The organism is Streptomyces sp. NBC_01003 (assembly GCF_045162695.1).
Taxonomy (GTDB): Bacteria; Actinomycetota; Actinomycetes; order Streptomycetales; family Streptomycetaceae; genus Streptomyces.
In genome coordinates, this window is sequence record NZ_CP108707.1 from 9110653 (window position 1) to 9131924 (window position 21272).

Sequence of the window (21272 nt, forward strand, 5' to 3'; positions counted from 1 at the left end):
GTAGTTCATAGGGCCGGTTGCGGGGTGGGGAATTCCCCGGGGTGGTTCTTCGTTAAACTAGGTGTGGACGCGGATGGAGCTGTGTCCCCGGGCCTCATCTCATTTGCCTGCAAGGACGATCGTTCGGCTGAAGCCTTGTGGAGCCCCCGCCGAGAGGCGACCGCCATCCGCGACCACTCAGACCGCCCCGGCTGTGATCCCCCGTCACGGTCGGGGCACTTTCGTTTCCGGGCCGTCCGTCCTTCCGCAGGACGTGCCGCCCCCTGGCCGCCCACAATGGAGACAGAGGCCACCGCTGAAGGAGGCGACGTGGACATCGACGATCAAGGGCGGGGAGACGACGTCTACCAGCCCGACGGGTCCGAGGTCCAGGACGACGAGGGGCTCCTCGACCAGGAGGACACCCTGCTCGGCGGCGGCGTCACCGATCCGCTCGACCAGGGCTATTCGCCGCCCGAGCGGCCCTGGGGGGTCGAGCACACCGGTGTCACCTGCACGGAGCAGCGGCTCGGCGAGACGCTCGACGAGCGTCTGTCCGAGGAGATCCCCGATCTGGTGGTTCCTGATGACGACGGTATCGGCGACACCTGGGACACCGATGGCGAACCGCTCGACGACGAGGTGGGAGCCGCGCGCTCCGGGCGGCTCGTGGCGCCCGACGAAGGTGTGCGTAAGGACGCGGAGAGCGAGCTGTTCGCCGAGGACGTCGGGATCGACGGTGCGGCCGCGTCCGCCGAGGAGGCTGCCATGCACCTCGTGGAGGACGTCCGCAGAGGGCGTGATCCACGGCGGGTCACCGACTGACCGTGCGGGACAGGTGAGCCCGGCTTAGGGTGACGGAAGTCAGCCGACCGCATCGTGCACCCCTGCGGGAGAGTCAGTGACGCAAACGCAGCCTGTCATGGCGCCGCACTCGACAGCGGCCCTTTTTCTCGTGGTGACCACGGCACCTGGCGCCGAACCCCGCGTACGCGACCAGCTCGGTGATTTGAACGGGCTGCTGCGCTCGGTCTCGTTCCGGTCTCCCGACTCGTTTCTGTCGTGCACCGTCGGGATCGGGTCTGTCGTCTGGGACCGGTTGTTCGGCGGGCCGCGGCCTGTCGGGCTGCATCCCTTTCGTGAGCTGAACGGCGATCGGCACCGGGCCGTCGCCACTCCGGGGGATCTGCTCTTTCATGTGCGGGCGCGGCGCATGGACCTCTGTTTCGAGCTGGCCGGCCACATCGTCGGTCAGCTCGGCGACGCCGTGACCGTTGTGGACGAGGTGCACGGCTTCAACTACTTCGACGACCGGGACCTGCTCGGGTTCGTCGACGGCAGCGAGAATCCGACCGGTGACGCGGCGCGCTCTGCCGTGTTCATCGGCGATGAGGACGCCCCGTTCACGGGCGGCAGTTACGTCGTGGTGCAGAAGTACCTGCATGACATGACTGCCTGGAACGCTCTGTCGACGGAGGAGCAGGAGAAGGTCATCGGCCGTTCGAAGGCCGACAACATCGAGATGTCCGACGAGACCAAGCCCGCCGACTCCCACGTCGCCCTCAACACCATTACCGAGGACGGCGAGGAACGGAAGATCTTCCGCAAGAACATGCCGTTCGGCACCCTGGGGCGCGGCGAGTTCGGGACGTACTTCATCGGGTACGCGCGGACCCCCGCGGTCACCGAGCAGATGCTCGAGAACATGTTCATCGGCAGCCCGCCCGGCAACACAGACCGGATCCTCGACTTCTCCACGGCCGTCACGGGAAACCTGTTCTTCGTCCCCACCGCAGACTTCCTCGACAACCTGCCGGACCCGCCCGCCCTGCCGGACGCCGCACGCGAACTTCCCGTCCCTGCCGCGTCACCGCAGCCCGTCGTCGCCCCGCCCGACGGCTCGTTGGGCATCGGCGGCCTCAAAGGAGCCCCCGCGTCATGAACAACCTGCACCGCGAACTCGCCCCCATCAGCGAAGCCGCCTGGGCGGAGATCGAGCAAGAGGCCGGCCGGACCTTCCAGCGTCATGTCGCGGGACGCCGCGTCCTCGACGTCACCGGCCCCGACGGACTCGAACTCGCCGCCGTCGGCACCGGGCATCTGCGGTCCGTCACGCCGCCCGCCCCGGGAGTCATGGCACGTCTGCGCGAGGCCCAGCCGCTTGTCGAACTGCGCGTTCCCTTCACCGTCAGCCGCGAGGCCGTGGACGATGTCGCGCGCGGCTCCAACGACTCCGACTGGCAGCCGGTCAAGGACGCGGCCCGCACCATGGCCTTCGCCGAGGACCAGGCCATCTTCGACGGCTACGCCGCGGCCCGGATCGAAGGCGTCCGCGAGCGCACGTCCAACCCCGTCCTGAGTCTGCCGGCCGAGCCTCGCGACTACCCCGACACCATCGCGAGGGCCCTCAGCGCCCTGCGCCTCGCCGGCGTCGACGGCCCGTACTCGCTGCTGCTCGGCGCGGAGGCGTACACGGCGGTCAGTGAGACCACCGACCACGGCTTCCCCGTGGCCGGCCACATCGCCCGCCTCCTCGACGGCGACCTGATCTGGGCACCCGCGATCAACGGCGCGTTCGTCCTGACCACCCGCGGCGGCGACTACGAACTCCGCATCGGCCAGGACCTGTCCATCGGCTACACCTCGCATGACGCGACCGGCGTCGAGCTGTACTTCCAGGAGACGCTGACGTTCCTGATGTACACGGACGAGGCCGTTGTCGCTCTGCGGGCGTGATGGCTGGGATCGTTGACGGGGTGTGCCGGGGCGGTTAGGAAGGCCGGATGAGTCGACCTACCGTTTGCGGGCCCGAAGGGCCTCTGCGCGCCGGACCCGCTGTGTCCGAACTGCCTGTGCGTGCCGTTCTCTTCGACTTCTCCGGCACCCTCTTCCAGATCGGCCCCTACGCCGACAGGATCAGGGCCGTGCTGGGGCCCGTCGACGAGCTGGTCATGGACGGCATCCTCGATGGACTCGAAGCCGGCCTCACCGACCCGGACGTGGTCGCCGCGCAGCTCGGCAGGGACGTGTCCGCAAAGGCCCACCGGCACGCCTTCACCACCTGGTACGCGTCGGCTCCAGAACTGGCCCCTGTCGCGGACGTGCTGTACGAGCAACTGCGCGAGCCCGAACACTGGGTGCCGTACGCCGATGTGGAGGCGACCCTTGTCCGGCTTGCCGGCAGGGGGATTCCGTTGGGCGTCGTCAGTGACGTCGGCTGGGATCTGCGAGCGACCTTCGCCCGGCGCGGGCTCGACGGCTTCTTCTCCAGCTGGGTGCACTCCTATGAGCACGCCACCGAGAAACCGGATCCGGTGCTCTTCCGGCTGGCCTGCGACGAACTGGGCGTCACGCCTGCCGAGGCCCTGATGGTGGGCGATCACCCGGCCAAGGACGGCGGGGCCGTCGCCGCGGGGCTGCGCGCCTACGTCCTGCCCTCCGGGGCTGCCCCCGGGGCCCGACGCGGGCTCGACGCCGTGCTCCGGCTCGTGGAGGCGGAACGAGTCTAGGGAACGGGCCCTTCTCCTGGGTGCGGCGTCAGGGCCTGGCCTCTTCCAGGCCGGGTGCGCCCCACACCGGGAACCAGCGTTCCAGGTCCGGCTCTATACGGAGGTCGTCGCCGACCACCGCGCGTACGCGCAGTTCCAGGGCGTTGTCGCGCTTCTCGCCCGGGAGCGGGGCGAAGGGATAGAACGTGCCCCGCTTGTAGAGGTAGACGAGCGCCAGTGAGTGGCCCTCCGCGTTGTGGAACCCGGCCAGGGAGCAGAGGAGTTGGGGGCCGAAGCCGTTGCCTTCGAGTGTGGCGTTCACCGCGTGGAGATCGCCGACCAGTGCCGGGAGGTCCGAGGGGGAGCGTTGGGAGAGCAGCCATGTGTAGCCGTATTCGTCCCGGCTGAACTCCGTCGCGTCGACCCGTTCCGCATCGGCGTTCAGGAGCGCCCCCACGTCCTGGCGGATCGTGTCGAAGGCCGTCCCCTCCACCGTCGTGAAGCACACCGAGCCCAGGCCGGTCGGGGTGAACCCGGCCGCCGCCTCAAGGGTGACCGCGGCCGACGGCAGGCCGAAGAGCCGGTCGAGGTCCGGTGGGGCGGGCCTGGTGCGCCCGAGCAGGATGTCCAGGAAACCCATGTGGATCCCTTCGGGGCTCAGGCCGGGCGGCCGAGGTCGGCGGAGATCGCCGCCAGCTGGTCGAGGCGCTGTTCGAGCGAGGGGTGTGTGGAGAAGAGACGGGGGAGCGGGGCGGTCCTCGACAGCGCCGGGATGAAGTAGAACGCGTTGAACGCGCGGGCCGTCCGCAGGTCCTTGTTCGGGATGCGGGCGATGTCCCCGTCGAGCTTGGTCAGCGCGGATGCCAGCGCGGACGGCCTGCCCGTGAGCAGCGCCGCGGCCCGGTCGGCGGCCAGCTCCCGGTACCGGGACAGCGCCCTGATGAGGACGAAGCTGATCGCGTAGACGGCGGCCGAGACGCCCACCACCACCGCGAGGACGACCAGCGTGTTCTGGTCGGTCCTGCGGCGGCCGCCGAGCAGCTCGGAGTAGAAGGCGAAGCGCACGACGATGCCGGCGATCACTCCGAGGAACGACGCCACGGTGATCACGGCGACGTCGCGGTGCGCCACGTGGGACAGCTCGTGCGCGAGGACGCCCTCCAGTTCGTCGGGCTCGAGGCGGCGCAGCAGGCCACTGGTCACGCACACCACCGCGTGATCGGCGTTGCGGCCGGTGGCGAAGGCGTTCGGCAGGTCGGTGCCGGCGAGGGCCACCTGCGGTTTCGGCATGTCGGCAGTCGCGCACAGCCGGTCGATGACGCCGTGCAGCTGGGGCTGCTCCTCACGGGTCACGATCCGGCCGTGCATCGCGTACAGGGCGATCCGGTCGGAGAACCAGTACTGCGACACGAGGAGTCCCGCGGCGAGCACGACGACCAGGAGCGTCGACTTGAGCAGGACCAGGAGTGCGCCGACGAAGGCCACGTACAGCAGGCCCAGCAGGAACACGGTGACCAGCATGCGCACGGTCAGCTGCCGGTCGGCCTTGAACCGGCTCCCTCCGGCCTTCAGAGTGGTTGCCACAGCCGTCACCGCCTTCGCTCCGCGGCGCGCCCCGCCGTACGGACCGCTCACACGGAGCGGGACCGGCGGTGCGCTCACCTTCCACGATGCCACTAACCGGGGCTCTTCCGACCAGTAGCGCACGGTGCCCGTCAGATCCTTGTGAGCCCGCGCTCCGTCCGTCCGGCTCGCGCCCTTCTGGAGTGGCGCCATGCCGCCGAGCGAGCACCACGACCGGAGCGCCGTGACACCCGCACTTCCCGTGATGAGAGCGGGCGAGGTGTGGACCGTGGGCGCCGTGATCCTCAATCAGCGGGGGCAGGCCTTCGCGCAGAGGCGCAGCTCCGACCGGCGACTCTTTCCCGACACCTGGGACATTGTCGGCGGCCATGTCGAGCCGGGCGAGAGTCTCCTCGACGCGCTGGCCCGGGAGATCACGGAGGAGACGGGCCGGCGGCTGCGACGGGTGGGCGCGTTCCTCGGTGTCTCCACCTGGACCGGTGACGACGGCGGTGGCCGACGGCACGAGGCCGACTGGGTCGTCGAGGTCGACGGGGATCTGGTCCACCCCGCCCTGGAGTGGGCCAAGCACTCCGCGTACGGCTGGTTCGGGGCCGACGAGCTGGACCGGCTGAAGGAGAACCGTGGGCCCGGCGAGTTCCTCATCCACGATCTGATCGCCGGCGTCGTGCGCGGCGCCCGCTGGGGCGCCCCCTCACCCCTCGTTCGTCCCCAGTACCAGTACCTGGATGGCCAGGACCGCGGCGCCGCGGGCCCACTCGTGGAAGTCGGAGACCTTCGTCTCCAGGTGGACGGGGTCCGCCATGGGGTTGCGGTTGGCGAGGATCGCCTCGTGGACCACGCCGCCCGCGACATCGGCGAGGCCCACCCCCTCGCCCGCCAGCAGGATCTTCTCCGGCATCGCGAAGTTGGCGATCTGTGCGACCAGGGTGCCCAGGGCCCGCGCCGCCTCGCCGATCACGCGGGCGCAGAGCGGGTCGCCGGAGGCGGCGCCGGCCAGGATCTCCTCGTACGTCACGTCCCGGCCGGTGGCCGCGCGAACCTGGTAGCAGATGCTGGGGATGGTCAACAGGGCCATGGCGCTGCCCCGTTCGCCCTCCGGGGTGAGCGGGCCGTTGGCGTTGATGATCCAGCGCTTGCCGACGCCGTGGCCGTCCTCGCCGGTGCGGACCAGGCGTCCGCCGAGCACCAGGCCGTAGCCGATGCCCGCCCCGATGGTGAGGACCGCGAACCGGTCGAGGCCGCGGCCGGCGCCGAACCAGGCCTCGGCCTCGATCAGCGCCGCCACGTCGCTGTCGACGACGACGGGCAGCCCCGTGCGCTCCTCGACCATCTCGGCGAGGGGCACCTCCTCCCAGCCGAGGAACGCGTTCGCGACGACGGTCGCCCGGTGTCTGACGTTGCCGCCCACGCCGATGCCGATTCCGGCGAGGCGGGGGAAGCTCTCCTGGAAACCGGCGGTCATCCGGTGCAGGAGGTCCGCGATCTCCTCCGGATCGTGCGTGTCCAGGGGCTCGGAGCGGCGGGCGACGATCTCGCTCCTGAGGGTGGTGACCACCCCGTAGACCGCGTCACCCGTGATCTTGAACCCGGCGAAGCTCTGTGACCCGGCCACGATGTCGAGCGGCTGCGAGGGGCGTCCCTGGCGCAGGGATGCTGCCGTCGTGGCCTCCTCGACCAGCAGGCCCGACTCGATGAGCGGCTTCGTCAGGCGGGTGAGGCTGCCGGGGGACAGGCTGAGCCGCTTGGCGATCTCGCTGCGGGACAGCGGGCCGTGCGTCAACACCTCGATCGCCACCGCGCGTTCACCGGGGCTCAGGGGCAGCCAGCTCGCGGTACGTGCGCTCATGGGCTCCTCGCGCTGGTTGTCGATGGGGGTGGCGTGCGGATCCAAGCCTGTCACAGTCTGTGACAAAGAATTATTCCGGGACGGAAGCAATGTCAAGGTCGGATCTCGTGAAGGGCGCCCTGGAGAAGGTTCGTGCAGGCCTCTTGACGTCGTGATTGTTCCGCGTCAAAAGTAATCGGCGCGAGGACGAGTCGCGGACGAGGGAGTCTCAGATGACTGTCGCCTCAAGCAGCCCACCCACCCGAGTGCGGCTGCCTGGTGCCGAAGCAGCCAGGAACAAGACCAAGGACCGGATCAGGGAACGAGACGGTGGCGGAAGCGGAGGGGACGGCGCCCTCGCGGCGGTCTTCATCGCCCCGGCGCTGCTCGGCTTCCTGGTCTTCCTGCTCTGGCCCACGCTGCGCGGGATCTATCTGAGCTTCACCCGCTTCAACCTGCTCACGCCCGCCGAGTGGGTCGGCCTCGACAACTATGTGCGCATGGTCAACGACCCCATATTCTGGGGGTCGTTGAAGGTCACCGTCGAGTACGTGATCATCAACATCGGCGTCCAGACGGTCGCGGCGCTCGCCATCGCCGTCCTGATGCAGCGGCTGACGAAGTCGGCGCTGCTGCGCGGGATCGTCCTGACGCCCTACCTCGTGTCGAACGTCGTCGCCGGCATCGTCTGGCTGTGGATGCTCGACACCCAGCTGGGCATCGGCAACCGCGTCATCGGCGCGTTCGGCTTCGACCACATCCCCTTCCTGACCGACGAGACCTGGGCGATCCCGACCATCGCGCTGATCAACGTATGGCGCCACGTCGGCTACACCGCGCTGCTCCTGTTCGCCGGGCTCCAGGTCATCCCGTCCGACGTGTACGAGGCGGCGAAGGTCGACGGCGCGAGCGAGTGGCGGATGTTCTGGCGCGTCACGCTGCCGCTGCTGCGGCCGGTGCTCGCGGTCGTCCTGATCATGACCGTCATCGGCTCGTTCCAGGTCTTCGACTCCGTCGCCGTGACGACGGGCGGCGGGCCCGCCAACGCCACGAACGTCCTCCAGCTGTACATCTACGGCTCCGCGTTCGGCCGCTTCCAGTTCGGCTACGCCTCCGCCATGTCCGTGGCCCTCCTGGTCGTCCTCAGCGTGATCACCGTCATCCAGTACCGGCTCACCCGCGCCGGACACACCGACCTCGGCTAGCGACGAGCGAGAGAAGGGAGCCATCGCCATGGCCGCCGTGACCACCACAGCGCCCCGCACCCGCGCCCGGCGCAGGATCTCGCCCGGACGCGCCCTCGCCTGGGCCGTGATGACCGCGATCGTCGTCATCACCCTGGTGCCGTTCTACTGGATCCTGCGCACCGCCCTGTCCTCCAACGCCGCGCTCACCGCCGACCCTTCGTCCCCGTTGCCCACCGGCCTGACAGGCGGCGGCTTCGCCCGGGTCTTCGGGCAGCAGAGCACCAAGGAGGCGCTCGCCCAGGGCGGCGCGGGCGGGTCGATCGACTTCTGGCGCTATCTGCTGAACTCCGTGGTCGTCTCGACCCTGATCACCGTCTGCCAGATCCTGTTCTCCGCCATGGCCGCGTACGCCTTCGCCCGGCTCCGCTGGCGCGGCAGGGACCGGATGTTCGGCCTCTTCCTCGCCGGGCTCATGGTGCCGACCATCTTCACGTTCCTGCCGAACTTCATCCTGATCAAACAGCTCGGCCTGGTCGACACGCTGCTCGGGATCGCCCTGCCCAGCCTGTTCATGACGCCCTTCGCGGTGTTCTTCCTGCGGCAGTTCTTCATGAACCTGCCCCGCGAGGTCGAGGAGGCCGCGCTGCTCGACGGCGCCGGCAAGGTGCGGATCTTCCTCCGCGTGCTGCTCCCGATGGCGTCGACCCCCGTCATCACGCTCGGCGTCCTCACGTACATCACGGCCTGGAACGACTACTTCTGGCCGCTGATGGTGTCGTACAGCGACAGCTCGCGCGTGCTCACCGTCGCGCTGAGCATCTTCCGCGCGCAGACCCCGCAGAGCGGCACCGACTGGTCGGGCCTGATGGCGGCGACGCTCGTGGCCGCGCTCCCGATGCTCGTGCTCTTCGGCTGCTTCGCGCGGCGCATCGTCAACTCCATCGGCTTCAGCGGGATCAAGTAGAGAGGCAGGAACCTGATGCGACTGCGTGCCTTCACCGCCCTCGCGGGGGCGCTCGCCCTCTCACTGGTGTCCGGCTGTTCGGCGGGATCCTCCTCCGGCTCCGCCTCGCACACCGTCACGTACTGGCTGTGGGACTCCAACCAGCTGCCCGCGTACGAGGCCTGCGCCAAGGACTTCGAGAAGGAGAACCCGGGCCTCGACGTACGGATCACGCAGATGGGGTGGAACGACTACTGGACCAAGCTCACCGCGAGCTTCATCGCGGGGACCCAGCCCGATGTGTTCACCGATCACATCCAGAAGTTCGCCCAGTTCGCCGACCTGGAGGTGCTCGCGCCCCTCGACAAGCTCCCGCACACGAGGAGCATCAAGGACGCGGACTACCAGCCCGGCCTCGCCGCCGCCTGGGTCGGCCAGGACGGGCACCGCTACGGCGCACCGAAGGACTGGGACACCGTCGCCCTCTTCTACAACAAGAAGATGGCGCGCGAGGCCGGACTGACCGCCGGCCAGCTGAACAACCTCACCTGGAATCCCGAGGACGGCGGAACCTTCGAGAAGGCCATCGCGCACCTGACCGTCGACAGGAACGGCGTGCGTGGTGACGAGAAAGGCTTCGACAAGAACCACGTCAAGGTCTACGGCCTCGCCACGAACGACGCGGGCGACGGCGACGGCCAGACCCAGTGGAGCGCGTTCGCCGCGTCCATGGGCTGGCGCTACACCGACCAGCCGGCCTGGGGCACCCACTACAACTATGACGACAAGAGGTTCAAGGCCGCGATCGACTGGTACTTCGGTCTCGCCGAGAAGGGCTATCTCCCGCCCCAGAAGGACTTCTCCCAGACCAACGGCCCCGATGTGCAGTTCGGTTCGGGCACGGCGGCGACCTCGCTCAACGGCTCGTGGATGATCAAGACGTACTACGGGTTCAAGGGCATCGAGACCGGCACCGCCGTCACCCCGGTCGGCCCGAGCGGCCGGCGCGCCACCATGATGAACGGCCTCGCCGACTCCGTCACCAAGAACGCGCGCAACAAGCCGGGCGCCGAGAAGTGGGTGGCCTACCTCGCCTCCCACGCCTGCCAGCGGACGGTCGGCGAGCACGGGATCGTGTTCCCGGCCACCAAGGACGGCACAGCGGCGGCCGTGGCCGCGTACAAGAAGGACGGCATCGACGTCACGGCGTTCACCAAGCCGGTCGCCGACAAGACGACCTTCTCCTTCCCGATCACCAACTACGCGGCGGACGTGTACGCGTTGATGCGGCCCACCATGCAGGACATCTACGCCAACGACGCGCCCGTCGGCGACCTCGACCGCACCAACAGCCAGATCAACCTCCTGCTCTCCCAGTGAAGTTCAGGGAAGGGGAGGAGCGTGCAGTGAAGTTCCGTGAAGTTCTTTGACGTTCAGTGAAGTTCAGTCTGTGAAGGGATCCTCATGACGTTCTCCATCGGCATCGTCGGCGCCGGTCAGTTCTCCGGGCAGTTCGCCAAACTGTTCCGCGCCCACCCCGGTGTCGGCGACATCCACGTCACGGACCTGCTGCCGGAGCGCGCCGAACAGCTCGTCGCCGCCGAGCGGCTCACCGGCACCTTCCCCTCGTTCGACGCCATGCTGGAGTCCGACGCGGTCGACGCCGTGGCGGTCTTCACCCAGCGCTGGACCCACGGCCCGCTCGTCCTGAAGGCGCTGCGCGCCGGGAAGCACGTGTACTCGGCGGTGCCGATGGCGATCACCGAGGACGAGATCGCCGCGATCATCGACGCCGTGCGCGACACGGGGCTGACGTACATGATGGGCGAGACCAGCCAGTACAACCCGGCGACGGTGCACGCCCGCAACCAGATCGCCGACGGTGCCTTCGGGCGGCTCTTCTATGCCGAGGGCGATTACGTCCACGACATGGACCTCGGCTTCTACGAGGCCTACCGGTACAGCGGTGGCGACAACTGGAAGGCCACCGCCAGCTATCCGCCCCTGCTCTACCCGACGCACTCCGTCGGCGGCGTGCTCGGCGCCTGGCAGACCCACGCCGTGAGCGTCTCCGCGATCGGTGTGCCCGACGAGCGGGGTGACGGGGTCTTCGACAAGGAGGTCAGCCAGTTCGGCAACGACCTGTCGAACGCGACGGCGCTCTTCGAGGTCGCGGGCGGCGGCTCGTTCCGTACGAACGAGTTCCGCAGGGTCGGCTATCCGTCGCACATCCGGGAATCGCGGTTCCGGTTCTTCGGCACGGACGCCAGCATGGAGCAGCTGGCCACGGTCAGCTTCTGGCAGGACAAGAAGGGGGTGCAGGACATCTCGGAGCTCCTGCAGCCCAAGCCGACCCTGCCGGCCGACGATCCCTCGCTCCAGCACATCGCGCCCGCACTCAGGGACGCGTTCACCTCCGGTTCGGCGCCCGTGCACGACCGCGCCCGGCTGCCCCGCGAGTTCGACCACATGCCCAACGGCCACGAGGGAAGCCACCACTTCCTCGTCGACGACTTCGTCACGGCCGTCGCCACGAGGACCCTGCCGTCGGTGAACGCGTGGGTCGCCGCCCGCTACACCCTGCCCGGCATCGTCGCCCACAAGTCGGCCCTGCGCGGGGGTGTACGCCTGGACATCCCGGACTTCGGGGACGCTCCCAACTCCCTCTGAACCAGGGGCGCGAGTTATAGGGGAGGCGGTTGCGAGCCCTCGGTGCGCCAGGAGTAGGGTGCGCGCACTGTCAAACGGGGCGAACACATCGCGGAGGAAAATTCTGTGGTTGAGAACAAGAAGACGTGGCGGGCATCGGGCGCCCTCATAGCGGCCGCCACGGCAGGTGCGTTCGGCGTGGGGCTCTTCGCGAGCCCGGCGCAGGCGCACACCCCCGTGTGGGAGGTGACCTGCTCCCAGGTCAGCCTCGACCTGACCAACTACGGGTCGCGGTCGGACAACACGGTGACGGTCACGGTGGACGGAAAGGACCTGCTGCCCACCGAGAAGTTCCAGAACGACTTCCACAAGAAGCTGGACCTGCCCGAGCACAGCAAGGAACTCACGGTTCGCCTGGTCGTGAAGGCCGGCGACGGGGACCAGTACTCGCGCGACGAGGAGAAGACGGCCCCGGTGTGCGAGGGCAGCACGCCCAAGCCGTCGGACACGCCGAAGCCGACGCCGACGCCGTCGAAGCCCGCCGACACGGCGACTCCGACGCCGAGCGACAAGCCCAGCACGGCGACGAGCTCCGCTGCCGCGGTGCCCTCGTCCAAGCCGAGCTCCGACTCGGGTGACCTCGCCGAGACGGGCTCGTCCAGCGCCACGCCGCTCATCGCCGGGGCGGCCGCCGTGGTGATCGTCGCGGGTGGCGGCCTCGTGTGGGCGACGCGCAAGCGCCGCAGCGCCGCTCAGGGCTGAGAAGATGTGCGGGGGCGGGCCGATCCTGGTCCGCCCCCGCACGCATGTCCGAGCACGGAGGTGAGGTGGCCATGACGGCCGTCGGCGAGGGGCGCGCCCCGGAGGACCGGAGCGCTCTGGTCATCACCCTGCCCATGGCGAACCCGCTGCTCGAAGCGGCGGCGGAGGTCAACCCCGCGCTGGTGAGAAAGGGCCTGCCCGCCCATGTCTCGCTGCTCTACCCGTTCCTGCCCGCGGCGGAGCTGACGGCGGACGTCGACGCCGAGGTGCGCGGCCTCGCGGCATCGCTGCCCGCAGTCGAGACGGATCTGAAGGACTTCGTGGTGGCGCCGCGCTTCGTCGCCGTCCCCGTGCCCGCGCTGCAGGCAGTGGCCGATGCGTTCTGCGCACGCTGGCCGCACATCGCGCCGTACGGCGGCCGGTTCGGGGAGCGTCCCGAGCCGCATGTCACGCTGGCGACGGGGGCCACGGACGAGGAGGCGGAGCTCGTGCAGGACCGGGTGCGGCCGCTGCTTCCGCTGCGCGTGGCGGCCTGGCGGGTCGATCTGGTGGTCCGTACCGACCGGGACTGGCGGCTGCGCCTCACGGCGCCGTTCGCCGCCAGCCCCTGAACGACTACTGCTGGTACGGGTTCTGGCCGAGCGGCTGGCCCGGCTGCTGCTGGCCCTGGGCCGGGTAACCGGCGGGCGCGGCGGCCTGCGCGAGCAGCGCCTCCGCCTGCTCCTTGGCGAGGTGGTGCTCGATCCCGCAGAACGTGCACTGCGAGCGGTACTTGGTCGAGATGGGGAACAGCGGGACGAAGAACAGCGTGAACTTCGTGACGTACTTGCGCAGCGCGTGCGCCGCGGGATTCCCGCAATTGCCACAGACGAACGTGAGCATCGCGAGCTGGTACAGATATCCCCGCGTACCGAAAATGATCATTGGTGGCCCCTCCCGACCGGCGGCCCGCCGGCACATGAGCGGCGGTATATCGCCATCGTAGAGGGAGCACGCCGAGGCCGGTCGGGCGCAGTGGCCCTCAGGAGGCGTCGAGGTCCAGGGCCTTCGCCATCGCTTCCATCGCGGCCACCTGGTCCCTGATGGGAACCTCCGCCAGATTGAGGTCACCCCACTGGATCTCGTCCGCGCCCAGCTCCACGCACCGCTCACGTTCCTCATGCGCGCCGTCGACCAGTGTGGCCACCGGGTCGAGTGTGTCCTGGGAGACCGCGAGGATCCGGATCACCACGGGACCGGCACCGCCGGCTTCCCGGTACCAGCCGATCTGGGTACGGGCGGTGTCCCAGTCCTGGGGGAACGCCACGGTGACGAACCCCGCGCCGAGCCGGGCCGCCCGCTCCACCGCAGAACGCGCGCCCGCCCCGATCACCAGGGAGAGCGGGCCGTTCACCGGCTTCGGCCCGACGGTCGACAGCGGGATCCGGTAGAACTTCCCCTCGTACTCCACCGGGTCCGGACCCCAGCAGGCCCGCATCGCGGCGATGTGCTCCTCGAAGCCCGCGCCCCGGCGGCCGGCCGGCACCCCGGTGGCCGTGAACTCCTCCGGCAGCCAGCCCTGCCCGATCCCCACGTCGAGCCGCCAGCCGGAGAGGCGGTCGAGGGTGGCGAGCCGCCGGGCCAGGATCAGCGGCGGCTGGAACAGCGCGTTGACGATGCCCGTCGCCAGCCTGATCCGGCTCGTGTGCGCCGCGGCCCAGGTCAGCGTCTCCAGGGGATCCCACACGTACGCCTCGGGCAGCCGCGCCTCGTTGCGCCAGTCGGGTCCGGCGGGGAGCAGCAGTCGCTCGGACAGGGACACGCTGTCGAAGCCGAACCGCTCGGCGGCCCGCGCCACTTCGGCGATGGCCTCGGGGCCTGCGTACGGTCCGTAGCTCGGCAGGCTGAAGCCGATGCGGGGGGTGTTCATCGGGAGCTCTCCTCTGTCGGGGGTGCTGCTCCCTGTATGACCGTGAGCGGCGCCGAAACTCATCGCGTGAACGCGGGAGCGGCGGGACGCGGGACGATCTTGTCCGATTGCATGTTTCGGTGCGGACAATGGATCGTTGGATGCGTTCTTGACAGGAGAGTTTGCCGCAATGAGCATCGTTGTGCTTTCACCAACCGGTGAGGGTCATCCGAACGATGGAGGGGGTTTACGAATGTCCGCGATCGTTTCCACGCTCAAGCACACCAAGTACGTCATGGGTTCGCTGGCGGCGGTGCTCTTCACCAACTGTCCCAGCTGACGCGGCGACGGGGCGGGCGGCGACGGCCGCCCGCCCCGTCTCTTTGCTGTTCAGGGGGGCGCGGTTCACGGTGCGCGATGTGTCGGAGGCGGGGGAGGAACCATGTTCGACGCGGGGATCCGGCAGTTCCGAATGGCGCTGGCGATGGTGCTCGGCCGTCCCATCGACGTACGGTCCGCCGAGCGGCTGGTCGAGGACGCCCTGGCGACGATCGCCGAGTTCGGCTCGCCGGGAGAGGACGTCGAGCAACTCCTGCGGGGCGCGGCCGCCGACCCGCAACTGCGTGCCGACCTGACGAACAAGGCCCTGCGCCGCACCGCCAGGCGACTGGCCGACAAGTCACCTTTCTATGCCGAGCACTTCGAGGCCGCGGGCGTCGACCCCGCCACGCTGACCATCGAGACCATGGGCGGCGTCCCCGTCACCACGAAGACGGACCTGGTCAAGCGGTCTCGCGACTTTCTGTGCGGCGAGCCGTTCCTCGCCTCGCGCACCACCGGCACGACGGGCCGCCCCGCCGAGGTCTGGTACTCCCGTTACGAGGAGCGGCTGTGGCCCGCTCTGGTCGCTCTCTCGCAGGTCCTGCGCGGCAATGTACGCACCACGGACCTCGTCCAGTTCAACGTCAGTTCCCGCGCCACCGGCACCGCGTACGCGGAGATGCAGGTGGCCCGCATGGCCGGGGCCGCGATCCGCATGGTCGGCCTGGTGCCCCCCGTCGAGACCCTCGACCTCACCGTCGGCACCGACGCCCCCGCCCCGACCCTGATGGTCACCTACCCGAGCTATCTGGGCCAGTTGGTCGCCCTCGCGCGTGAACGGGGCCTCGGTCCCGCCGACTTCCGGCTGCGGCGCATCAACGTGGGAAGCGAGGTCCTGTCGCCGGCCCTGGCCTCGGCCGCCGAGGAGACCTTCGGCGCCCCGGTCCACGACGGTTACGGCATGACCGAGGTGACTCCGGTCGCGGGCGCGATCTGCGCGCAGCGGCATCTGCACATCGACGCCGGGATCGGCCTCGTCGAGGTGTGCGACCTGGAGACCGGGGAGCCGGCCGAGCCCGGTGCGCTCGGCACCATCGTCGCCACCCCGTTCTTCCCGTACCGGGAGTGCATGCCGCTCTTCCGCTACGACACCCGCGATCTCGTGCGGCGCCTGCCCGACGTGCCCCTCACCTGCGAGATGGCGAACGTCCCGGCCACCTCGCACATTCTCGGCAAGGCCGACCACGTGCTGAGCACCGGCGCCGGGGCCGTGATGCCGCGCGACATCATCGAGGTGCTCGACGCCCTGCCGGGCGCCCGGTGGCCCATGCGCTACCGGACCGACGTCACCGACGGCCGGCTACGGCTCGAACTCGCCGCCGCGTGCGCCGGGGACAACAGTCCGGCCGACATCGCCGGCCGCCTCGCCGAGGCCGGCATCGACGCGACCGTCGCCCTCACCGACGCCGAGGGACACCAACTGCGGCGGTACCGCTGCGACTTGGTCGAGCACAGCTTCGCCGGGAGGGCCTCGTGAGCGCCGCACAGTCCGTGTTCTTCACCCTCGTCACGCTGGGCATCGCCGTGGGCGTCTCGCTCGCCGGAGTCGCGTACTTCCGGCTCGTCACCCTGCCGCGGCCGGCAGTCGGAGCCTTCAACGGCAACGACATGGTCATCATGATGGGCTTCGTCGTCGCCCTGCCGTTCCTCTACCTGGCCCTGCCCGGTGCGCTCCTGCCGCCCGTCCTCGGCCTCACCCTGGCGGGCGGCCTCGCCGTCGCCTACGGCCCCGTGGTCCGAAGCGCCCGGCTCCGGTGGCTCCTCATCGCCGCGCTCCTCGCGGCCGACTGGTTCGCCGCGCGCACCGCCGAACACGACCCGACCCATGCGCTCCCGTACTGGCTGATCAACAGCACCGTCATCATGCTGATGGCGGTCGGCGCCGCCAATCTCAACGCCCAGGGCGGTCTCCGCCTGCGGCACGTCGCCCGGTTCGCGCTCGCCCTCGCCGCGTACGACCTGTTCTTCGCCACGGCCGTGCCCATCACACAGCGGCTCTTCGACGCCGTGCAGGGCTACGCCTTCGCGCCCTCCGCGGGCCTGCGCGTCGGAGACCTCGGCGCGGTGCTCGGCATGGGTGACCTCCTCGTGTACGCCCTCTACAGCACCGTCGCGTACAAGGCCTACGGGCGGACGGGTCTCGCCACCGCGCTCGGCCTCGTCGCCGTGTTCGGCGCGCTGCTGCCGACCCTCGCACCGGTCACGGTCGAGGCGCTCACCGGGCACCTCCCCGAGATCGTGCCCGCGCAGATCTTCTTCGGGCCCGCCGCGTTCGTCGGTCATCTGGTGCTGCGGCGGCGCGGTCCTGAGCGCCGCATGGCGGACGTTCGCCCGCCCGCTCCGGCGCCGGCCTCCGTGGGCGCGTAGACCGTCAGACCTGTACGCCCGGCACCCCGTCCTCGACGACGACGCCCTCCTGGTGCCGATGGGCGCGTCGGGCCGCATACCTGTCGCCGGGACATGGAACAGATGCCTGCCCGAGCGCGATCCAGGGACGTAACGTTTATTACATCTAGCCATCTACGACATTGATGTGTAACTTCTGGGACGTCGGCGGAGGTGATTCCGCGCGCTTCGGACGTCCGAGAGGGAACGACGTTGATGTACATCTCTGTGCCCCGCCGCGGGGCGACTGCCGTGCTGGCCTGCACGGCTCTGGCGGTGGTCTCCGGCTGCGGCGCGAGCGGCGCCGGCGGAGCTCGGCCGGCGTCCCGGGACAAGGTCGCCGGGGTCACGGTCACGCGGGACGCGGCACTGCACGCGGCATTGCCCGAGCGGATCAAGAAGGCAGGCGCCGTGCGCGTGGCCACGGACGTCCCCTACCCGCCGTTCGCGATGTTCGTCACCGAGGGGAAGAGCGAGCTGACCGGCCTGGACTACGACCTCGGCCAGGCCCTGGGCGCGAAGCTGGGTGTCAGGTTCGCCTTCACCCCCACCAAGTTCGACGGCATCGTGCCCGCCCTCCAGGCCGGCAAGTTCGACGCCGCGATGTCGGCCCTGACCGACAACAAGGAGCGGCAGAAGGTGGTCGACTTCGTCGACTACTCGCGATCCGGCTCGGGCATCCTGGTGACCGAGGGCAACCCGGCGAAGATCAGCACGCTGGACGACCTCTGCGGCCGAAAGGTCGGCGTCCAGGCGGCGACCAACCAGTACCAGCTGCTCGAGGCCCACCAGGCCGAATGCCGGGCGGCCGGCCGGAAGGCGGCCGACATCCAGACCTTCCCCAAGGACTCGGACGCCCAACTCGCCCTGCGCTCCGGCAAGGTGACAGCCGAGGTCGTCACCAAACCCGCCGCCGCCTGGTCGGCCAGGACAGCCGACGGCGGCAAGGCCTTCGACCTCGCCGAGGACCCCGAAGCGCCCGCGGGCTACCGGGCCTCACCCAACGGCATCGCGGTCACCAGACAACTTCCGCAACTGACCGACGCGATCCGGCGGGCGCTCCAGGCCCTGATCGACGACGGCACCCTCACCAAGATCTGCGACAAGTACGGCGTCGCCTCCATCGCCGTGAAGGAAGCCACCAAGAACGCGGCGGTGGACTAGAGATGGCCACCACCACCCCCACGGGCGGGCAACGCACGGGCGAGACTCCCGCACCCGACGCCTTCGAGATCGTCCCCGTCCGCCACTGGGGTCGCTGGATCTCCGCGGTGGCCGCCGTCGCCGCGCTGGCCGGCCTCATCGGCTCGCTCGCCAAGAACGGCAACCTGCGCTGGGACGTCGTCGGCCACTACCTGTTCGCCGGGCTCATCTTCGACGGTCTGGCCACCACGTTGTGGCTGACCGTCGCCGCGATGACCCTCGGCCTCGTCCTCGGCACCCTCGTGGCCGTCATGCGGCTCTCCGACGACCCGGTCCTGTACGGCCTCTCGTCGCTGTTCGTCTGGGTCTTCCGCGGCACCCCGCTGCTCGTACAGATCATCTTCTGGGGATACGCCGGAGCCCTCTACCAGCACGTGATGATCGGCGTCCCGTTCACCGGCGTCACCTTCTTCCAGGCCGACACCAACACCCTGCTCACCCCGGCCGTCGCGGCCCTGCTCGCGCTCGGCCTGAACGAGGCCGCGTACGCCTCCGAGATCGTCCGCGCCGGGATCCGCTCCGTCGACGTGGGGCAGACCGAGGCGGCCCACTCGCTCGGCATGCGCCCGGCGCTCACCATGCGGCGGATCGTGCTGCCCCAGGCGATGCGGGTGATCATCCCGCCGCTGGGCAACGAGACGATCAACATGCTCAAGATGACCGCCCTGGTGTCGGTGATCGCGGCGCACGACCTGATGTCCAACATCCAGGACGTGTACGGGCAGAACTACCAGGTAATCCCCATGCTCGTGGTGGCGTCCCTCTGGTACCTGGCTCTGGTCAGCGTCCTGAGCGTTCCACAGGCGTGGCTCGAACGCCGCTACGGGCGGGGCACGGCCCGCGGCGCCGCGGTCTCCCCACTGCGACGCCTCTGCGCCGGATCCCTCACCGCCCTGCGCAGCCGCACACAGAAGGAGGCGGGCCGTTGAACGCGCCCATGGTGCACGCCGAGGGCGTGCGCAAACACTTCGGGAAGCTCCAGGTCCTCAAAGGCATCGACCTGACGGTCGAACGCGGGCAGGTGTGCTGCCTGTTGGGGCCCTCGGGGTCCGGCAAGTCCACGTTCCTGCGGTGCATCAACCATCTGGAGAAGATCGACGGGGGCCGCCTCTCCGTCGACGGCGAACCGGTCGGCCACCGGCCGCAGGGTGCCCGCCTCCATGAATTGCGTGAGCGCGAGGTCGCCGCCCGGCGGCGCGACATCGGCATGGTGTTCCAGCGGTTCAACCTCTTCCCGCACATGACGGCTCTGGAGAACGTCATGGAGGCCCCGGTCAAGGTCGCCGGCGCGGCCAAGGACCAGGCCCGCGACGAGGCGAGGACCCTGCTGGACCAGGTGGGGCTCGCCGACCGGGAGGGCCACTACCCGGCCGAGCTGTCAGGTGGCCAGCAGCAGCGCGTGGCCATAGCCCGCGCCCTGGCCATGAAACCGAAACTGATGCTGTTCGACGAACCGACGTCGGCGCTCGACCCCGAACTCGTCGGCGACGTCCTCGACGTCATGCGCCGACTCGCGGCCGACGGCATGACCATGGTCGTCGTCACGCACGAGATCGGCTTCGCCCGCGAAGTCGGGGACCCGGCCGTCTTCATGGACGAAGGCGTCGTCGTCGAATCCGGTGATCCCCGACGGGTCCTGGCCGATCCGGAGCAGGAGCGCACCCGCGCCTTCCTCTCGAAGGTCCTGTGAGCGCCCCGCCCCGGCAGCGGCCCCTCGACGAGGCGCTGCTGGCCCTGTCCCACGCACACCAGGCGCGGTACCTCGAAGACCTGGCCGAACTCGTCGCGATCGACTCCGGCTCTTACAGCTCCGACGGCGTCAACCGGGTGGCCGACCTGGTCCGGGCCCTCCTCGAGCGTCTGGGCTTCTCAGTGGAACGCGTCCCGCTGCCGCCGGCCCACGGGCGCCGCACAGGAGATGTGCTCATAGGGCGCCGACAAGGTCGCCTCGCCGTCGCCGACGGAGGCCGCAGACTCCTGCTCGCCGCGCACATGGACACCGTCTTCGACGACGGGGCCGCTGCCGAACGCCCCTTCTCCCTCAGCGGATCCGTCGCCCACGGACCCGGCGTCAGCGACGACAAGGGAGGCCTGGTCGCAGGCCTTGCCGCCCTCGAGATCCTCGCCCGGGCCGGCGTCGAGGACTACGCGGAACTCGTCTTCCTCGCCACGCCGGACGAGGAGATCGGCTCACCCGCCAGCAGACCGGTCACCCGGCGGGCCGCCGAGGGGGCGCACTACGCCCTCGCCCTCGAATGCGCCCGGGAGAACGGCGACCTGGTCATCGCCCGGAAGGGCGTGGCCGACTTCAGGCTCACCGTCACCGGCCGCGCCGCGCACGCGGGCATCGAACCCGAACGCGGAGCGAACGCGGCTCTGGCCGCCGCCCACCTCGTCATCGCGATCCAGGCGCTGAACGGCGTGTGGGAGGGCGTCACCCTCAACGTCGGCGTCGTCCGCGCGGGCAGCCGCTTCAACATCGTCTGCCCCGACGCGGAACTCCTCGTCGAGATCCGCTCGGCCACGGACAGCGGCATGCGCGAGGCCACCGCCGCCATCCAGGACGCCGCCGCGCGGCCCGTCGTCCCCGGCACCCGCGTCACCGTCGAGGAACTCGAATCCTGCCCGCCGATGGAGGACACCGACGCCTCCCGCCGGATGCTCGACCGGGCCAAGGACATCGGCGTACGTCTGGGCCTGTACTTCGGGGCCACGGCGACGGGCGGCGTGGGGGACGCCAACACCATCGCCGGCACAGGGGTCCCGACACTGGACGGCCTGGGACCGGTCGGCGGCGCCGACCACACCCCCGAGGAGTGGCTCGACGTCGGTTCGGTCCCGGCCCGGGTCGCCCTGCTCGCCTCTCTCATCGCCGATCTCGGCGACAGCCGCAGCGACTGACGCTGCCCCGGACGCTCCCGCACCGGTTCGATCGCGCCGTTGCCCGGTGCGGGAGCACCTGTCGTGGCCCCGGGTGCGGCGACGGCCGGGACCG

At 69.9% G+C, this 21272-nt stretch carries 22 protein-coding genes and 1 pseudogene; 18 read left to right on the forward strand and 5 right to left on the reverse strand.

The genetic code is table 11. The features are described from left to right. Nucleotides 1-276 precede the first annotated feature (276 nt). From OG698_RS41815 to OG698_RS41830, 4 genes are all read left to right on the forward strand, one after another. Nucleotides 277-804: a DUF5709 domain-containing protein gene (locus OG698_RS41815; RefSeq protein WP_406109404.1), complete on the forward strand. Its 528-nt coding sequence runs from the start codon at nt 277-279 to the stop codon at nt 802-804. A gap of 76 nt (nt 805-880) precedes the next feature. Then, a complete protein-coding gene (locus tag OG698_RS41820) occupies nt 881-1921 on the forward strand; it encodes a Dyp-type peroxidase (protein WP_406109405.1) in 1041 nt (346 codons plus the stop codon). Beyond that, entirely contained in the window at nt 1918-2715 is a 798-nt protein-coding gene (locus OG698_RS41825) for a family 1 encapsulin nanocompartment shell protein (protein WP_326777478.1), read from the forward strand. The genes OG698_RS41820 and OG698_RS41825 overlap by 4 nt, the downstream gene beginning before the upstream one ends. Nucleotides 2716-2816: 101 nt before the next feature. After that, nucleotides 2817-3488, forward strand: coding sequence for an HAD family hydrolase (locus OG698_RS41830; protein ID WP_406109406.1), 672 nt, complete (start codon nt 2817-2819; stop codon nt 3486-3488). Nucleotides 3489-3516: 28 nt separating this feature from the next. Here OG698_RS41830 and OG698_RS41835 read toward each other — a convergent pair whose 3' ends face one another. Both OG698_RS41835 and htpX read right to left on the reverse strand, forming a co-directional pair. Then, nucleotides 3517-4107, reverse strand: coding sequence for a hypothetical protein (locus tag OG698_RS41835; RefSeq protein ID WP_406109407.1), 591 nt, complete (start codon nt 4105-4107; stop codon nt 3517-3519). A 17-nt stretch (nt 4108-4124) separates the two neighbouring features. Beyond that, a complete protein-coding gene (gene htpX, locus OG698_RS41840) occupies nt 4125-5051 on the reverse strand; it encodes a zinc metalloprotease HtpX (protein ID WP_406109408.1) in 927 nt (308 codons plus the stop codon). A gap of 244 nt (nt 5052-5295) precedes the next feature. Here htpX and OG698_RS41845 point away from each other — a divergent pair. Next, nucleotides 5296-5673, forward strand: a pseudogene (locus OG698_RS41845) (NUDIX hydrolase); the annotation flags it as partial. A 72-nt stretch (nt 5674-5745) separates the two neighbouring features. Here OG698_RS41845 and OG698_RS41850 read toward each other — a convergent pair. Then, entirely contained in the window at nt 5746-6900 is a 1155-nt protein-coding gene (locus OG698_RS41850; protein ID WP_406109409.1) for an ROK family protein, read from the reverse strand. A gap of 212 nt (nt 6901-7112) precedes the next feature. On the opposite strand from OG698_RS41850, the gene OG698_RS41855 reads away from it, so the two are divergent. From OG698_RS41855 to OG698_RS41880, 6 genes are all read left to right on the forward strand, one after another. Then, nucleotides 7113-8084: a carbohydrate ABC transporter permease gene (locus OG698_RS41855; protein WP_406109410.1), complete on the forward strand. Its 972-nt coding sequence runs from the start codon at nt 7113-7115 to the stop codon at nt 8082-8084. Nucleotides 8085-8112: 28 nt separating this feature from the next. Then, on the forward strand, nt 8113-9030 hold the full coding sequence (locus tag OG698_RS41860) for a carbohydrate ABC transporter permease (protein ID WP_406109411.1): 918 nt from the start codon (nt 8113-8115) through the stop codon (nt 9028-9030). A gap of 15 nt (nt 9031-9045) precedes the next feature. Then, a complete protein-coding gene (locus OG698_RS41865; RefSeq protein WP_406109412.1) occupies nt 9046-10389 on the forward strand; it encodes an ABC transporter substrate-binding protein in 1344 nt (447 codons plus the stop codon). 84 nt (nt 10390-10473) lie between these two features. Next, complete coding sequence (locus tag OG698_RS41870; RefSeq protein WP_406109413.1) at nt 10474-11679, forward strand: Gfo/Idh/MocA family protein; 1206 nt, start codon at nt 10474-10476, stop codon at nt 11677-11679. 105 nt (nt 11680-11784) lie between these two features. Further along, entirely contained in the window at nt 11785-12420 is a 636-nt protein-coding gene (locus OG698_RS41875) for an LAETG motif-containing sortase-dependent surface protein (RefSeq protein WP_406109414.1), read from the forward strand. A gap of 44 nt (nt 12421-12464) precedes the next feature. Further along, nucleotides 12465-13031 carry a 2'-5' RNA ligase family protein gene (locus OG698_RS41880; RefSeq protein WP_406109415.1) on the forward strand — a complete coding sequence of 189 codons (567 nt, stop codon included), beginning with the start codon at nt 12465-12467 and terminating at the stop codon, nt 13029-13031. 4 nt (nt 13032-13035) lie between these two features. Here the strand turns inward: OG698_RS41880 and OG698_RS41885 are convergent, their stop codons facing one another. Both OG698_RS41885 and OG698_RS41890 read right to left on the reverse strand, forming a co-directional pair. Continuing rightward, nucleotides 13036-13344 carry a zinc-ribbon domain-containing protein gene (locus OG698_RS41885; protein WP_326777487.1) on the reverse strand — a complete coding sequence of 103 codons (309 nt, stop codon included), beginning with the start codon at nt 13342-13344 and terminating at the stop codon, nt 13036-13038. A 97-nt stretch (nt 13345-13441) separates the two neighbouring features. Next, the gene (locus tag OG698_RS41890; RefSeq protein ID WP_406109416.1) at nt 13442-14329 is read right to left on the reverse strand and encodes a TIGR03619 family F420-dependent LLM class oxidoreductase; all 888 of its coding nucleotides are present in this window, start codon (nt 14327-14329) and stop codon (nt 13442-13444) included. Between the two features lie 169 nt (nt 14330-14498). Between OG698_RS41890 and OG698_RS41895 the strand changes: the two genes are divergently transcribed. From OG698_RS41895 to OG698_RS41925, 7 genes are all read left to right on the forward strand, one after another. Further along, entirely contained in the window at nt 14499-14648 is a 150-nt protein-coding gene (locus tag OG698_RS41895; protein WP_362902822.1) for a hypothetical protein, read from the forward strand. A gap of 102 nt (nt 14649-14750) precedes the next feature. Next, nucleotides 14751-16166 (forward strand): phenylacetate--CoA ligase family protein, encoded by a 1416-nt coding sequence (locus OG698_RS41900; RefSeq protein ID WP_406109417.1) that lies wholly within the window; start codon nt 14751-14753, stop codon nt 16164-16166. Next, a complete protein-coding gene (locus tag OG698_RS41905; RefSeq protein ID WP_406109418.1) occupies nt 16163-17056 on the forward strand; it encodes a hypothetical protein in 894 nt (297 codons plus the stop codon). The genes OG698_RS41900 and OG698_RS41905 overlap by 4 nt, the downstream gene beginning before the upstream one ends. 234 nt (nt 17057-17290) lie before the next feature. Next, nucleotides 17291-18238 (forward strand): ABC transporter substrate-binding protein, encoded by a 948-nt coding sequence (locus OG698_RS41910; protein ID WP_406109419.1) that lies wholly within the window; start codon nt 17291-17293, stop codon nt 18236-18238. 2 nt (nt 18239-18240) lie between these two features. Beyond that, nucleotides 18241-19206, forward strand: a complete 966-nt coding sequence (locus tag OG698_RS41915; RefSeq protein WP_406109420.1) for an amino acid ABC transporter permease — start codon at nt 18241-18243, stop codon at nt 19204-19206. 8 nt (nt 19207-19214) lie between these two features. Continuing rightward, entirely contained in the window at nt 19215-19967 is a 753-nt protein-coding gene (locus OG698_RS41920) for an amino acid ABC transporter ATP-binding protein (RefSeq protein ID WP_406111579.1), read from the forward strand. Continuing rightward, nucleotides 19964-21178, forward strand: coding sequence for a M20 family metallopeptidase (locus OG698_RS41925; RefSeq protein WP_406109421.1), 1215 nt, complete (start codon nt 19964-19966; stop codon nt 21176-21178). Before OG698_RS41920 ends, OG698_RS41925 begins: the two co-directional genes overlap by 4 nt. Nucleotides 21179-21272 lie beyond the last annotated feature (94 nt).

What these genes read in the sequence shown, in the direction of transcription:
- OG698_RS41895 (WP_362902822.1), top strand. Translation starts at nt 14,499, where the DNA reads ATGAGCATCGTTGTGCTTTCACCAACCGGTGAGGGTCATCCGAACGAT.
- OG698_RS41880 (WP_406109415.1), top strand. Translation starts at nt 12,465, where the DNA reads ATGTCCGAGCACGGAGGTGAGGTGGCCATGACGGCCGTCGGCGAGGGG.
- OG698_RS41910 (WP_406109419.1), top strand. Translation starts at nt 17,291, where the DNA reads ATGTACATCTCTGTGCCCCGCCGCGGGGCGACTGCCGTGCTGGCCTGC.
- OG698_RS41900 (WP_406109417.1), top strand. Translation starts at nt 14,751, where the DNA reads ATGTTCGACGCGGGGATCCGGCAGTTCCGAATGGCGCTGGCGATGGTG.
- OG698_RS41850 (WP_406109409.1), bottom strand. Translation starts at nt 6,900, where the DNA reads ATGAGCGCACGTACCGCGAGCTGGCTGCCCCTGAGCCCCGGTGAACGC.
- OG698_RS41915 (WP_406109420.1), top strand. Translation starts at nt 18,241, where the DNA reads ATGGCCACCACCACCCCCACGGGCGGGCAACGCACGGGCGAGACTCCC.
- OG698_RS41865 (WP_406109412.1), top strand. Translation starts at nt 9,046, where the DNA reads ATGCGACTGCGTGCCTTCACCGCCCTCGCGGGGGCGCTCGCCCTCTCA.
- OG698_RS41890 (WP_406109416.1), bottom strand. Translation starts at nt 14,329, where the DNA reads ATGAACACCCCCCGCATCGGCTTCAGCCTGCCGAGCTACGGACCGTAC.
- OG698_RS41885 (WP_326777487.1), bottom strand. Translation starts at nt 13,344, where the DNA reads ATGATCATTTTCGGTACGCGGGGATATCTGTACCAGCTCGCGATGCTC.
- OG698_RS41860 (WP_406109411.1), top strand. Translation starts at nt 8,113, where the DNA reads ATGGCCGCCGTGACCACCACAGCGCCCCGCACCCGCGCCCGGCGCAGG.
- OG698_RS41815 (WP_406109404.1), top strand. Translation starts at nt 277, where the DNA reads ATGGAGACAGAGGCCACCGCTGAAGGAGGCGACGTGGACATCGACGAT.
- OG698_RS41855 (WP_406109410.1), top strand. Translation starts at nt 7,113, where the DNA reads ATGACTGTCGCCTCAAGCAGCCCACCCACCCGAGTGCGGCTGCCTGGT.
- OG698_RS41825 (WP_326777478.1), top strand. Translation starts at nt 1,918, where the DNA reads ATGAACAACCTGCACCGCGAACTCGCCCCCATCAGCGAAGCCGCCTGG.
- OG698_RS41870 (WP_406109413.1), top strand. Translation starts at nt 10,474, where the DNA reads ATGACGTTCTCCATCGGCATCGTCGGCGCCGGTCAGTTCTCCGGGCAG.
- OG698_RS41920 (WP_406111579.1), top strand. Translation starts at nt 19,215, where the DNA reads ATGGTGCACGCCGAGGGCGTGCGCAAACACTTCGGGAAGCTCCAGGTC.
- OG698_RS41835 (WP_406109407.1), bottom strand. Translation starts at nt 4,107, where the DNA reads ATGGGTTTCCTGGACATCCTGCTCGGGCGCACCAGGCCCGCCCCACCG.